At 53.4% G+C, this 14,590-nt stretch carries 9 protein-coding genes; 5 read left to right on the top strand and 4 right to left on the bottom strand.

Going from position 1 to position 14,590, the window contains the following annotated elements:
- Positions 1-93: 93 nt before the first annotated feature.
- On the top strand, positions 94-990 hold the full coding sequence (locus tag HBA55_RS04135; RefSeq protein ID WP_166987455.1) for a helix-turn-helix domain-containing protein: 897 nt from the start codon (positions 94-96) through the stop codon (positions 988-990).
- Between the two features lie 9 nt (positions 991-999).
- Here HBA55_RS04135 and pobA read toward each other — a convergent pair whose 3' ends face one another.
- Positions 1,000-2,211 (bottom strand): 4-hydroxybenzoate 3-monooxygenase, encoded by a 1,212-nt coding sequence (gene pobA, locus HBA55_RS04130; protein ID WP_166987452.1) that lies wholly within the window; start codon positions 2,209-2,211, stop codon positions 1,000-1,002.
- A 154-nt stretch (positions 2,212-2,365) separates the two neighbouring features.
- Here pobA and HBA55_RS04125 point away from each other — a divergent pair, with 154 nt between their 5' ends.
- On the top strand, positions 2,366-3,262 hold the full coding sequence (locus tag HBA55_RS04125; protein WP_166987449.1) for a helix-turn-helix domain-containing protein: 897 nt from the start codon (positions 2,366-2,368) through the stop codon (positions 3,260-3,262).
- Between the two features lie 582 nt (positions 3,263-3,844).
- Here HBA55_RS04125 and HBA55_RS04120 read toward each other — a convergent pair.
- Positions 3,845-4,792 carry a LysR family transcriptional regulator gene (locus tag HBA55_RS04120; RefSeq protein ID WP_166987447.1) on the bottom strand — a complete coding sequence of 316 codons (948 nt, stop codon included), beginning with the start codon at positions 4,790-4,792 and terminating at the stop codon, positions 3,845-3,847.
- Positions 4,793-4,924: 132 nt separating this feature from the next.
- Here HBA55_RS04120 and HBA55_RS04115 point away from each other — a divergent pair, with 132 nt between their 5' ends.
- Positions 4,925-8,176: a 2Fe-2S iron-sulfur cluster-binding protein gene (locus HBA55_RS04115; protein ID WP_206019507.1), complete on the top strand. Its 3,252-nt coding sequence runs from the start codon at positions 4,925-4,927 to the stop codon at positions 8,174-8,176.
- Here HBA55_RS04115 and HBA55_RS04110 read toward each other — a convergent pair.
- Positions 8,157-9,518, bottom strand: coding sequence for a M20 metallopeptidase family protein (locus HBA55_RS04110; RefSeq protein ID WP_240945863.1), 1,362 nt, complete (start codon positions 9,516-9,518; stop codon positions 8,157-8,159). The two genes, HBA55_RS04115 and HBA55_RS04110, sit on opposite strands and share 20 nt — an antisense overlap.
- A gap of 52 nt (positions 9,519-9,570) precedes the next feature.
- On the bottom strand, positions 9,571-12,045 hold the full coding sequence (locus tag HBA55_RS04105; RefSeq protein WP_166987441.1) for a TonB-dependent receptor: 2,475 nt from the start codon (positions 12,043-12,045) through the stop codon (positions 9,571-9,573).
- Positions 12,046-12,200: 155 nt separating this feature from the next.
- Here HBA55_RS04105 and HBA55_RS04100 point away from each other — a divergent pair, with 155 nt between their 5' ends.
- Together HBA55_RS04100 and HBA55_RS04095 are read left to right on the top strand one after the other, a co-directional pair.
- Positions 12,201-13,151: a LysR family transcriptional regulator gene (locus HBA55_RS04100; RefSeq protein WP_166987438.1), complete on the top strand. Its 951-nt coding sequence runs from the start codon at positions 12,201-12,203 to the stop codon at positions 13,149-13,151.
- A gap of 284 nt (positions 13,152-13,435) precedes the next feature.
- Entirely contained in the window at positions 13,436-14,521 is a 1,086-nt protein-coding gene (locus HBA55_RS04095) for an ABC transporter substrate-binding protein (RefSeq protein ID WP_166987435.1), read from the top strand.
- Positions 14,522-14,590: the final 69 nt, after the last annotated feature.

Below are 14,590 nucleotides of genomic sequence, written 5' to 3'. Positions count from 1 at the left end.
AATAGGTCCTCTTGAGTCGGTGACTTACCCTTCCGATGAGTTGTATTTTTCACTAGTTAATGGCCATAATGAATGGACAAATGGTGGGGATAGTTGTCAATTTCGAAGATTATGGCCAAATTCGCTGATATTCCCGATTTCGTCGTCTATGGCGAGGACAAACCGTCTTCAGTGTTGAATCTTGAGCTGGAGATGCTGCACTGTGAGCCCCTGGTGGAACGCAGCCGACAACACAACTGGAAGATCAACCCCCACCGCCACAGCGGTATCACGCAGTTGTTCTACCTGCAAAAGGGTTCCGCCGAGGCTCATCTGGACGGCGTACTGACGCACCTCTCCCCCACCTGTGTGCTGGTGGTACCGGAGGGCTGCGTACATGATTTTGTCTGGACGCCGGACGCCGAGGGGCAGGTACTCTCCATTGCCTCTCCGCTGCTCAACCGCATTGCACAGTCTCTGGAAGGCACCACCGGTGCCCTGAAAACCGCCGAGGTCTATATCGCCGGCGCAGAGCAATCACTGTTGGATACACTGTTTGACACCATTGCGCGTGAATACCGGAGTCGGGCCACCTCCCGGCAGCTGATGCTGGAATCCTGTTTGACGACGCTGTTGGTTTGCCTGAGCCGCCGCGATGTTCCTGAAACACCCGCTCCCGAGAGGCATGACCGCGGGCAGATACACTACAATGCCTTTATCCGACTGGTGGAAGAGCACTATAGCGAACACTGGCCAGTGTCTCAGTACGCCGAGCGACTCGGCATCACCCCACCACATCTGAACAGTATCTGCCGCAGAATCAGTCAGCACTCGGCACTGGAGATAGTTCACCAGCGCCTGCTGCTGGAAGCTAAACGCAGCCTGATCTATACCGGCCGGAGTATTGCCGAAATTGCCTATCAATTGGGCTTCTCCGACCCCTCGCACTTCACCCGTTTTTTCAAGAAAAAAAGCGGTGAAAATCCACGGGCTTTCCGAAATGGCTCCTAGTGCCGTGAATTACCGAAGCTCTTCGTAAGGCATGCCCACATACTGATTGGCGATCACCTTCTGCCCCTCTTCATGGTGGAGGTAGTAGTCCAGCTCCGAGTCCATAAAACGGTCGAAGGTCTCAGCCTCCATGTCGCTGACGGCGGTGCTGCCATAGTCATGTAACATATTGGACATCCACCAGGAAAAGCGCTCGCCATGCCAAATACGACGCAGAGCTATGGCCGAATACTGGTCAATGCAATCGGTATCCCCATCGCGGTATACCCTGGTCAAAATCTTATACAAGGTAGATACGTCAGATGCGGCCAGATTCAGGCCCTTGGCACCGGTGGGCGGCACAATATGGCCCGCATCCCCAACCAAAAACAGACGCCCGTACTGCAGCGGCTCGCACACAAATGAGCGCAGCGGGGCAATACTCTTTTCAATGCTTGGCCCGGTTACCAGACGCTCGGCGGCCTCGGCGGGCAAGCGCTTTTTCAATTCATCCCAAAACTTGTCATCACTCCAGTCGTCGGTGCTATCAGACAGGGGGACCTGCAGGTAGTAACGTGAACGAGTCTCCGAGCGCATGCTGGCCAGCGCAAAACCGCGTTCACTCTTGCAGTAAATCAGCTCGTCGCTGACCGGTGGTGTATCACTCAACAGGCCCAACCAGCCGAACGGGTAAACCCGCTCGTGCTCGGTGCGCTTGTCTTCGGGTATGGTCTTTCTGGACACGCCGTGAAAACCGTCGCAACCGGCAATATAGTCACAATCCAGGCGATAGGTTTCTCCCTGATATTCAAAGGTGATAAACGGTTTGTCGCTCTTGACCTCGTTAAGTTTGACCTCCGAGGTTTCGTAGAGGATCTGCAAGTCAGCCTGTTCGCGGGCCTCCATCAGGTCTCTGGTGATTTCAGTCTGGCCGTAGCAGACAACGGTTTTGCCTTGGGTCAGTTGCTTGAGATCGATACGGGTACTCTCGCCGTTAACCGCGATCTCAAAGCCATCATGAACATGCCCCTCCGTGTCCATACGCTGTGCGACACCGGCCTCTCGCACCAGGTCAACAAACCCTTGCTCAAGAATACCAGCGCGGATTCTGCCCAGTACATAATCACCAGTTACACGTTCCAGAATGATGTTATCGATGCCCTGTTTGGCCAGTAACTGACCGAGCAAAAGCCCGGACGGACCCGCACCAATAATGGCCACTTGGGTTTTCAGGTGTTTCATGATTCGCTCCACTGCTATTGCGTTGATGGGAGCATAGTGCCTTAAACAGCTTCTCCGGTTTATTCACTTATCGATCTGAAAATTGTACTTTTCAATCAGGTGTGCCAACATCGTCCGAAATGATTGCTGCATAGACCAGCACCACGAGTTCCGCATGCCTACTAAAACTGCTTCAGAAAATAAGGTTCCCCTTTACGGTTTATACGGTGAACAACCGATAGAAAGTGACCCGGGATTCGTCCACATTGAGGACATTGCAGAACGCAGCAGCGAGCTGGGCTGGGTCATCAAACCCCATCGCCATACCCGATTGTTCCAGACCTTATGCATTTTTGATGGAGAACTGACGGTATCCCTGGATGACAACCAACACGAGCTGAGCGGAAGCTGGTTGGTGACCATACCTGCCGGAGTGGTACACGGGTTTCGCTTTCAGCCAGACAGCCGCGGCTTCGTATTATCCGTTGATGAATCGATAATGACCAAAGCGCACAGCGACCGTCATCTTAATCCCGCTACGGAAATTCATCTCGCGCCGCAATTGATGAGGTGTAACGAAGAGGAACGCCAGTTCCGTCAGTTCCTCTGCTATATCGAGCAGATCCGCGAGGAGTTTGACCACTACTCCAATGACCGCAACCAGGCGCTGGCGCTACTCGCCAACTTGACCCTGTTAAGCCTGAACCGACAACTGCAACAGAATCGACTGGAAACCGATATTGCCGACCGAGAATCACTGTTACTCAATCGTTTTCGTGCGTTGGTGGAGCGCCATTTTCGTGAGCACTGGCCCGTCTCTCTGTATGCAGAAGAGTTACACGTGTCCACCTCGACGCTGAACCGCCTCTGTCATGAGTTCGCCGGAGCCAGCCCAAAGACGATTGTACAGCAACGTTTAATGGCTGAAGCCAAACGTCGTTTGGTTTATACCCGTCAGTCTGTTGAGGAGATCGCCTTTTTATTGGGGTTTAAAGATCAGGGGTACTTTTCGCGGTTTTTTAAAAAGCTGGAGGGCGTAACGGCCGGCGCTTATCGCAAAAGCCAACACTAATTGACATTCCAGATATTCATGTTGAAGATCGAGCTTTTCTGTTTGCGCATTATTTTCAACAAGCGTTAGGCGGTATTGGATAGTCAGAAAAGTGCCATAGCCGGAAGTTCATAAATGCGCTCTGCGAGCGCAATCGCCCTCGGAGCGGGCTCCTACAAGATACCCCAACCACCTCTGGCCACGACGAGATTCTCTGACCAACCGTAGCAGCGCGCTCCGAGCGCGACCGGTGCTCTCCAGAGTAACGGTTTATAGCTGCGAAGTTCAGAACAATAGCGTTGGTGTACCTAGGTCTAAAGGGTGGCTGGGTGTTCGTTGGAGGGGCATTTCAAGCGAACGCCGAAGGAGTCAATGAGACAAGCGTTTTTTGCTTGGCTCATTGGGGACTGAGGGAAGCCGGGAGGGCCGGTAGCGTGCCCCTCCAACGGACACCCAGCCGCCCGTTGTGGCACAAAATCACCAGCCCCTTTCGTCCTCTCTGCAGAGACCCACGCCGAAGGTCAGTTTCTGGCACTTGCCCGCCAAAGACTGAACCAAAACTGCTCACAGATTTTCCGGGAAACCCAGAACAAGAAAGATTTTCTATACCAGTGACTCCCCCACGCTACGCCCCTGGACAAAAATATCCCCCACCAGCTCCTTAATCAGACTCTGGGATTTGATCAGAGTGTTCGTCAACGGCTGACTTGGAGACGTCAACATAAACACATCGCGATGAAGTACCGGCTCGACAATCTTTGCGATAACCAAACGTTTGTCGCCGGCCAAATGAAAGAACGCTGACCAGGGCAAAATCATTTGCGCTTGCCCCTCCAGAATAACATTCAAGTCGGTGAGCAGTTGTCCATAGGAACGTTTCTTGTTGAGTTCAACTCCGGTCTCTTCCTCGTACTGATGCACTCTGAATCCAAGGCCGTCATGAACTTCTGTCGATAAGGTGACGTAGTGTGCAATATCAGCAAAACGGATCACCCTCTGCTGGCCCCGTTTTTTGATATGGGGATAGCTGTTTGTCGCTGCCCCAACAAAAAACAACTCTTCTCGCAGCAAAGGTTCGGTGGTGAAGTCTCCAAAACCGCCGCTGTCAGGGTGCACAATGCAGATATCGATTTTGCGCCCCTCCAACTGCTGATTGAGGTAACGGGAGGCTCCGCTGATCACCTCCAGCTCAACCTGCGGGTATCGCTGCTCCATCTGCGAGACCAGCTGACTGGCCATAACGTTATTGATCGCCGGCACTATGCCAACGCGAAGTTCACCACTGGGTTGCAAATCAGCCGACTGGATATCCAACACGGTGGATTCAATTTCACGCAGGATACCGTAGGCCCGATTCATTAGTCGCTTACCGCTCTCCGTCAGCTCCACGCCTCTGGGCTTACGGTAAAACAACTCCACCCCCAACTGAGTTTCCAAATTGGCAATCTGCTGACTCAGCGCAGGTTGGGCGATATGGAGGTCTTTTGAGGCCGCCGCGAAGCTTCCGCACTCGGCAATACGGGTAAAATAGGTGAGCTGTTTCGGTGTCATGGGTCCGACCTTACCTATACATTAATGTTATAGAACATATAAGTTTATAATAATTTTCTAATGTCAGGTACTCCTATACAGTAGTGCTTTAAGTAATGAGCAGACAATGACTGCAGCATGGGATTAGGGCAGATGCGAGTATTTTCCTATAAAGATCGACCGGTACATTTGGGGCCTTACCCCCTGGAGCGACTGCAGCGAGCATCGACACCGCCGGATTTAACCGCTGTACCACCCATGCAGGCAACCTCCTTCCACGACCCGTCGAATCCGGAAAACCTGGTGAATGCCATGACCCGTTACCAGGCAATGCTGGATGCCATTCGTGACGGTCTGGTCAAAAAAGAGCGAGGAGTCGTCCCCACTGACCGGCAGGAGCGCAGCAATCACCTCAAAGCCTTCGGTTATTATCATGACGCCTCCCAGGCCGGTGTGTGCGAGTTGCACCCTGAAATGCTATTGCCGGAGCCCATCGTCAATCCGGATATCGGGCAACTGGCCGAGGACTTGCGCACCAAGCAGACCAAAACCCTGGCTGCCGGTATCGATGTGGTCATGGCGGAGCTCAAAGACACCATGGAAGCACCGCCCACCCGCGTGGACCACCACACCCATGCACTGGTTTTCTTGTACGAATTCCCCCGCGATCCCGAGCGCGATGAAACCGGTGGCGACTGGATTCAAGAGGCTCAAGCCCAACGGGCCTGCCTGCGGGCAGCGGAAACGGTGATTGTGCTGAGCAACTACCTGCGTCTGCTGGGTTACGAGGCGCGGGGGCATACCGGCGCCTGCTCGGATGTCGACTTGAACAAGTTGGCGGTGGCTGCGGGCCTGGGAGAAGTCAGACAAACCTCCGAAGGCCCCGCCGTTTATAACCCCTACCTGGGCCGCGAATTTGGTATAGGTGCCATTACCACCACCTTTGAATTGGCTCCGGATCTACCCTTGGCCCCCAGCGCCAATCAGGGGCTCGCCGAGCGGCTGAAAAGCCACGGCCCCGCCTGGTGGATGGGCGGTTCGCCCAAGGGTGGTTTTGTCAAAAACGCCTTTAACGCCAAACCCTTTGCCAAACGCCGCTTTAAGGATGGCGCTTTCCCGTTTGAAAAACTCAAGCGGGTCGATGAAACCACCACCTTTATCGACGAATTGCGAGTCGCCCGGGTGCCCAAACGAACCGACATGTTCGCCCGCGCCATTTTTGGTGATATGGGCAAACACGTGCAGCAGGCCGCCCGCAATGGCAACTATGTACGCAAAAGTGCCGCCAGTTTCGGTCCGCGTCGACCGCTGGCCGCATTCGTCCTGCTGCAGGACGGCGAAAAGAACGCGTTGCTGTCCGATACAACCAAAGACCCGCAGCGCAATGCCGACAACATCAAAGCCGCGCTCTATTTTCTGGGCGCCGATGCGGTTGGCATCAGCCGCTGCCCGGACTGGACATACTATTCTCACGATGCACTGGGCGAACCTCTGGCGCCCTATCACAAAAACGCGATTTCGGTCGTTATCGATCAAGGGCATGAAACCATGGACGGCGCTTCCGGCGACGACTGGATTGCCTGCAGTCAGTCCATGCGCGCCTATTTGCGCTTTTCACTGTTGGGAGGCGTGGTGGCCGAACAAATCCGCAATCTCGGCTACAGTGCCCGCTCTCACACCGTCATGGATGGAGAGGTACTGCAGCCGCCGTTGCTGTTGTTGTCCGGCCTGGGCGAGGTGAGTCGAATTGGCGAAGTGATTTTGAACCCTTACTTGGGCCCGCGCCTGAAGTCCGGCGCCATCACCACTAATATGCCTCTCGTGCATGACAAACCGATTGATTTTGGTTTACAGAACTTTTGTAACAGCTGCAATAAATGTGCTCGCGAATGCCCCTCCGGCGCAATTACCGCCGGCCCCAAGACCATGTTCAACGGCTATGAGATCTGGAAGTCAGACAGCCAGAAGTGCACCACCTACCGTTTGACCAATGCGGCGGGAGCCATGTGTGGCCGCTGCATGAAAACCTGCCCCTGGAACCTGGAAGGGCTGTTTGCCGAGGCACCTTTCCGCTGGGCCGCCAGCCATATTCCCGGCGGCGCCAAAACCCTGGCCAAACTGGATGACAAACTGGGCAACGGCAGCATCAACCCGGTGAAGAAGTGGTGGTGGGATCTGGAAATGGAAGACGAAGGACCCTACACGCTTTCCGATAACGGCAGCAATGTGCGCGAACTGCAAACCGATCTGGAGCTTAAATTTGAAGACCAAACGCTCGCGGTGTATCCGGCGAACCTGGCACCACCGCCCTATCCCTTCCCGTTCCCCATGGATCGCGAAGCCGGCATTAAGGCCTATCAGGATATGCTGACGCCCGAGCAATACCGGGCGAAACTTGCCCGTGGCGAAACCGAACACCTCGCCCACGAATACAAGGAACCTGAAGGACCGGCACCGGTTATGCGAGTTCAGGTCTCCAAGGCGGAAACCATGACCGATGGCGTCACCAAGTATGAGTTTACTTCGCTGGATGGATCGCCACTGCCGGAGTTTGATGCCGGTGCGCATTTGGATGTGGTGGTCGCTCCTGAGTTTTTCCGCCAGTACAGTCTCTCCGGTGATCCGGCAGACCGCAGTAAATACCAGATTGGTGTCCTGCGCGAAGATGAAGGCCGTGGCGGCTCAAAACTGCTGCACAAGATTTTCCAGGAAGGCCGCAAGGTGTTTATCTCGCGCCCTCTCAATCACTTCCCGCTGGATGAGTGCGCAACCAAAACCTATCTGATGGGCGGTGGTATTGGTATTACTCCGATGATTGCCATGGCACATCGGCTCCATGCCATCAATGCCGAGTTTGAGCTGCACTACTCATGCAGTCGCCGTGAAAATGCAGGCTTTTTGGAAGACCTGGCGACTATGCCCTGGGCTGACAAAGTACAGTATCACTTTTCGGACGAAGGCAACCGCGTGAATCTGGATGCCCTCCTCAGCGATTACCATGAGGGTTACCATCTGTATACCTGTGGTCCTGAACGTTATATGACCTCTGTACTGGAGGCCGGGGAGCGAAATGGATGGCCGGAACCCGCCTTGCACAAAGAATACTTCACCATTCCGGAAACACCCGATTACGAGAATCATGACTTTACCTTGAGACTGGCGGACTCCGGCAGAGAGATTAAAGTCGATGCGGAGCAGACGGCAGCGGATGCACTGATCGCAGCGGGTATCCATGTCGATGTTAAATGCGGCGACGGGATCTGTGGTGTTTGCAAATGCGGGTTGAAATCCGGCGAGGTTGAACACAGGGACTTTGTGCTGTCCAATGCTCAACGTGAGCAGAGCCTGATTCTTTGTCAGTCCCGTGCGGCTGAGGAAAATGGTGTTATTGAGATCGATCTTTAGCGGAATAACCACGCTCCGATTGCGATCGCATCAATTTAAGTACCGCCTCACTCATCGCCAACACCCCGGTTTGAATGGTGGGTGAAGCCAGCGGTGCAAAACCGGAATTGTGCATGTGTGGATTGTCCGATCTATTCGGGTCGGACGCTCCCAGCCAGAACATCAGTCCTGGAATGGGGGGATCGACGCGACTGTACAAAGCGAAGTCCTCACCGCCCATAACGCTATCGCTGGCGAGCACTCGTTCTTCACCAAGGCGCTCCTGCAAGAGCGCCTTGACCTGCCGGGACAAATGATCGTCGTTATAGTGAGACAGGGTTCTCTCCTCTTCCAGCATCTTGACCTCGGCCAGCAGTCTGTCCGGCAAGCCGGCGGCGATGCCCATACCTTTGGCGACTCGCTCGATGCCCTCCAGCAACTGCTGTCGCACGTCATCGGAATAGGTTCGTACCGTTAACAATAAATCGGCGTGATTGGGAATCACGTTGTGTTTCGAACCGGCCTGAAACGAGCCGACGGTAACCACGGCGGGGTCTAGCGCCGGTACTTCCCGTGCAACCAATGCCTGCAATCCCAGTACAATTTGAGAGGCCAGTACAATCGGGTCCTTGGCTTGATGAGGCAAGGCACCGTGTCCACCCTCGCCGAATACGCGGATATTAACGGAGTCGACGTTGGCGGTCATATAGCCTTCGGTGAATGCCACGGTGCCCGCATCAAACTGATCACTGACATGTAACGCGAGATTGGCATCGGGGCGAGGGAAACGTTCAAAGAGCCCGTCTTCCAGCATTTTTTTGGCACCCGCCAAACGCTCCTCGGCGGGTTGTGCGATCATAACCAGTGTGCCCTGCCAATGCCCGCTCAATGCCCTCAGACGCCTGGCGGTCCCCACCAACACCGTCATATGTACGTCGTGACCGCAGGCGTGCATCACGGGTACTTCGAGCCCATTTTGCTCGGTGGCTACCGCGGTGCTGGCGTAGGGCAGTCCGGTGTCTTCCTTGACTGGCAAAGCGTCCATATCGGCGCGTATGAGCAGGGTCGGCCCCTGCCCGTTTTTGAAAACGCCGACCACCCCGTAGCCACCCACGTGTTCCGTCACCTTGAAATCCAGCTGCTGCAGCTCCTGGGCGATAAGACGGGAGGTGTTCTTCTCCTGGTAGGAGAGTTCCGGATTCTGATGCAAATGCCGGTAGAGTTTATCCAAATAGGAGTAGTCGGCCTTAATCGCATTCCGGAGATTAGCTCCTTGGAAGGTGACCGCGTCCGCCCGCCCCATTCCAGGGAGTAATACTACGCACAGAGCCAAAGTCCGGGTTATTCCTGTTAGGCATCTCATAGCATTACTCCTATTGTTGATTATCCGGAACGCGAACCTGCAGCCACTGTTACTAAAAATGGTGAAACTCAACCGTTATGCCGTAGGTTCTGGGCATACCCACGTAGTTCACAATGGTGTCGAGATTGTTGCGCACATTGTTGACATAGAACTCGTCAGTAAGATTGCGACCCCACAGCATAAGCCTCCAGGTTTCCTCAGAAGAGGCGATCCCCAATCGGGCGTTGACCAGCGTGTAACCATCAATCAAGAAGGCGCTGTCCAGCTGGGTGGGCGCTGAAGCGTCCACTCCTTCAATCATTCGACCGGGTTCGTAATCGGCATGCATGTCGTCGGTATAGCTGGCATCCGCACCAATAAAGGCATTGATACTGTCGTTAATCGGCCACTCGTAATTGATCAGCGCGGTTAACTGCAGGTCTGCGGTATCAGTAAACTTAGAGCCGCCGTAATTTATCACTTGAGCAAACGCGTTGGGTGCCAGAAAATCGCCCTTCACCTCGGTATCCACCCAGGCCGCACCGGCACTCAGGAACAGACCGTCCATGGGCTGCCATTGAACATCGAGTTCGGCACCATAAATTTCGGATTCCGGAACGTTCACCAGACGTCGCAGCACCCCAAAGACGGGATCTTCCGCCACCCCCAGCAATTGCTTGTCGGTGTAATCGCTGTAGTAGACCGAACCATTAAGCTGCATGGCGCCTTCATCCAGCGTCGCCTTAAAACCCAGTTCGTAGGCGTTCAGCTCTTCCTGCACCACAGGCGCCAGTTGGCCGGCAACCGTTGCCGCGTTGTTGGGGAAGCTGCCCGCTTTAAAACCCCTGCTGAAAGAGGCGTAGGCCATGATGTCGTCGTTAACAAACCAGTCCAGATTGAGCCTGCCGGAAATAGAGTCTTCCGACAGCGAGTCTTCAAACAGTCCCCGATCACCGGAGCTTAACCGAGTAACGCACTGTCCCGGACCAAGCCCGAACAGCTGACCAAAGAGTCCATCTCCTCCGTCGCGCAGGCAATTGCTGTAGTCATTTTTGTCATCACTGTAGCGCAAACCTGCAGTCAACCGAAAATCGTCACCCAGTTGCCATTCGGTGTGCACAAACAGACCAAATGTTTCAGTTTCACTGATTCCATCCTGCACCGCACTGCCGAAATTGATAACACCGCCCCCCAAGCCATTGCTGTTTGTGGTCAGTGGTATATGTTGTGTGACTATCGAACGAACTTCGTCCTGTGCATAGTAAAGACCCGCGATCCAACTCATATTTTCATATTCGGCACTTAGTCGAATCTCTTGGGAAAAGGTGTCAATCTCCGCATCATTCTCCAACAGGAAGTTGGCAACCCACGGCCACTCTGTCTCAGGCGCAAGCGGTATAGGATTACCATCGTTGAGGTTTCCGGTGAGATCCGGTCCCATCAGAAAGACAGCCGCATCGGCATTAGGAACGCCGAACCCACCGATATCGCGTCTGCCACCATCGTCTTCGAATTGGGCGAAGCTGGAAATGGAGGTCAGATTCAAGGTTTCATTGATGGCGTAGTTTAAGCGAAGCGTTACCGACGTACTGTCCATGTTGTTGGATAAATCCTGCCCGGGCGTCCACCCCGCGACCTTATTATCCTCACCATCGGCCGTAAACGCTTCAATCCAGGGTTCCATTACCGCTATTAGGCCAGCATTCCCCGGGCTTTGATAGGCGGCCCTGACCACCTGGCCGCCGGGGGCATCGGATTGGTTTTGCCACCACCCGACTTGCAATAAGGCATCCAAGTCCTGGTTCAGGTCCGCAGCCAGACTCAGTCTGAGGGCAGAATTGTCCTGCTCACCCAGTCGATCACCAGTCACAACATTTCGTTGCCAGCCTTCATTCGATTGGGTGGTACTCACTGCCAGACGCCCACGAACGTTTTCTGACAGAGCACCGTTAATATAACCCTCCGTCTCGAAGGTGTTGTAACGCCCGTAAGACGCGGTAATCCCCGCCTCAAATTCCTCCGAAGGCTTGTTGGCAATATAGTTAATCGCACCGCCGGTATTGTTGCGACCATAGAGTGTTCCCTGGGGACCTTTGAGAACCTCGACACGCTCCAGGTCCAATACCGCACCCAGAGTCATGATCGGGTAGGCAATGGCCGCTTCATCGACGTAAACCCCGACGGTGGCCGAAGCGTTGTAGCTGGTATCCTTGAAACCCACACCGCGCATGGTATAAATGGGTGGGCCAAAAAAGACCGACGTATAAGTAAGCCCCGGCGTCAGCGCCGCCATATCCGTGGTATCGGATACGCCCAATTCCTTCATTGCATCGCCACTGAAGGCGGTGATCGCCATACCCACATCATTGATGGATTGTGCCTTCTTCTGAGCAGTAACGATCACCTCTTCAATTTCCAGAGCCTGCAGCTGAACAGGCCCTAACACTGCCACCGACGCCGTCAGTGACGCCAGCGCGCCCCGGCGAAGAGTGTTTATTCCTGAAAGGGGATTACGTGCAAAAATATCCCAACGATCGCTGAATTCCATGATTTCAACCTCTTATCAGTCTTGTAGTGGGTCATATATCCGAAACATCCGGATTCTCTCCTCTAGAGACTGATTACGATATCACTCGGCATTAGTGTTGAAAAATATAACGTTTAGCATAATATGGACTATATTTTGTACCTTTACAGATTGCCATGAACCTGACTCTCAAATACCTCAGATACTTTGTCTGCGCCGCCAAACATGGGAATTTCACCAAAGCGGCGGAGGAGCTCCATATCTCAAAAAGCTCCGTGATTACCGCCATTACCAATCTGGAGAAAGAGTTTGGTTTTGATCTGTTTATTCGCCTTCCGGCAAAGGGGCTTAACCTGACCAACGAAGGTCGACGGGTGCTGCGCCGTGCTCTTTCTGTACTTGAGGAAATCAAGTCCTTTGACGATGAAGTGTCGGGGTTGGGAGCAACGCTGAATGGCGAACTGACGATCGGCTGCTACGGCGTGTTTTCACCCTATTTTATGGCGGACATCTTAAGCGAGCTGAAAAAGAAATATCCCGATCTGACGGTCAATGTGATCGAATGCAGTCTGGAGGCGCTGCACAGACACCTGTTTCAGAGCGAGATCGATGTACTGTTCAGCTGGGACACCCCGGCCCCCACAGAGGACATCCGTTTTGAAGTTCTGAGAAGTGTTGACCCGTTTGTGATTCTTCCGCAATCCCATCCGCTGGCGGATCAGGAGGCGATTGGGCTTAGGGAATTGTCGTCATACCCCATGGTGCTCTTTGACCCCGGCACCATTGTGCCCTCGCACTACCTGCAGTATTTTGGCACCAAGGAGCACCAGCCGGAGGTCATCCTTCGGTGTAACTCGTCAGAGGCAGTGCGGGGTTATGTCGGCGCGGGGCTTGGGTTTTCCCTGCTGCATATCCGCCCTCCCACATCGACCACTTACAACAACCGGAGGCTGATCTATAAACCCATTAAAGACAAAGTTGAGGCGAATCACATTATTGCCGGTCATCTGTATCCAACCAGCGGTGTACCCACACGGAAAGTCAGCGTCTTTATGGATGAGTGTAAAAAGCTGTTCCAATCCAAGAGGGTATCGACGTTTTTTATTGATTCTCTGGGACGTTGCTAACAGCCGAGCTCAGCGCCATCAATCCCTGTTCCACTTCTGAAGTACAAACGTTACAACCACCGGTTATGATCATGTCTTTCTTGCACCCAACAATTTAAAGAGTCCGTCTTCTTCCAGATAACCGATATCCCCTGTCAGTACCCGCCATAGCTCGGTCGTCAGGTAAGCTGAACGGTTCTCACCATCCAGCAGCGGGCAGCAGCGGTACCAGGCAATCCCGGGGCTATAAACTGTAAACTGTGGTCTATACTCAATAAATGCTCATAATGGGCCAGATTAACAAAATGACGGTGATTAACAGCAATACCAGCACCTATTTGAAGGCGACGATAGAGAAATCCGCCTGCTCTCTTTTGTTCTTGTCGCTGTGCCTGTTTGAAGCGGCTGTGGCAGACTCCCTATCAATATTTGCCGGCGAGGATCACCTATCTCCATCCGTCATCCAGCAGTTTCAAAACAAATTCGGTATCAAGATCCGGCTCATTCCCTATTCCCGCATGTCCTCCAGAGAGGAAAGAATTGAGAAATTGCTGAATACGGACATTGATTTGATTCTGTTGGACAACACAGCAGTAAATGACCACGCAAAGCACGGCTGGATCGGTGAATTGAACAATACCTGGTTACCGAACCGGAAGAACATTCATCGGCACTGGCGCGAGCAACTTTCAGCAACACATCGCTACCTTGTACCCTATTCAGGAGATGCTTTCGGGCTCATTTACCGTGCAGATCTGATCACTACGCCCCTTGTATCCTGGTCAGCTGTATTTAGCCACACTCAGGCCTTGCACGGTAAGATCTTACTCTCTGACCAGCCCGTTGAGCTTCTGTCCTCCGTGATGCGCTATCTTCACCAGGATATACAGTCCGCAACCGGGCCACAGATGCGCGCGGCGGAAAAACTGCTGATGAATATTCGACCCAGCGTTCGGCATTTTACCTCAGACCTGAGAGCCGTTACTGAACATCTCGCGAGCGGTAATGTCTGGGTCGCACAGGGCTTCAGTGCAGAGGCGAAGACCATTCAATACTCAGACCCTAACGTTGAATTTGTTATCCCGACAGAAGGTTCGTTTTACTATGTTGACGGCTTCGCCATTTCCGCGCAAAGTCAAAACGTTCGGCAGGCCCATAGGTTTTTGAATTTTTTGATGCGCAAGACAGTCCTGCGCCAAATTCGCGAGTATTTGAATTCGCCCGTTTCCTTCAGATCGGGCAGGGTTGAACTTGATAGTAGTACCAAACGGCCACCCAAAACACTACCGATTCAGCAATCACCACTACGATTGTTTACCCAACCGGAAATCACCACTGTGCGACGGCTGATGAGCACTTGGCATACCCTCAATACAAGCGAGAAGCCCTAGTGTTACTGAGACGAAAGATTACATTTTTGGTACTTATCATCACAACTATCTTTCTAGTGACGGCCGGAT

Origin of the sequence: Pseudomaricurvus alkylphenolicus (genome assembly GCF_011683955.1) — a bacterium.
Lineage (GTDB): Bacteria > Pseudomonadota > Gammaproteobacteria > Pseudomonadales > Cellvibrionaceae > Pseudomaricurvus > Pseudomaricurvus alkylphenolicus.
This window is presented reverse-complemented; position numbering and strand designations above follow the sequence as displayed.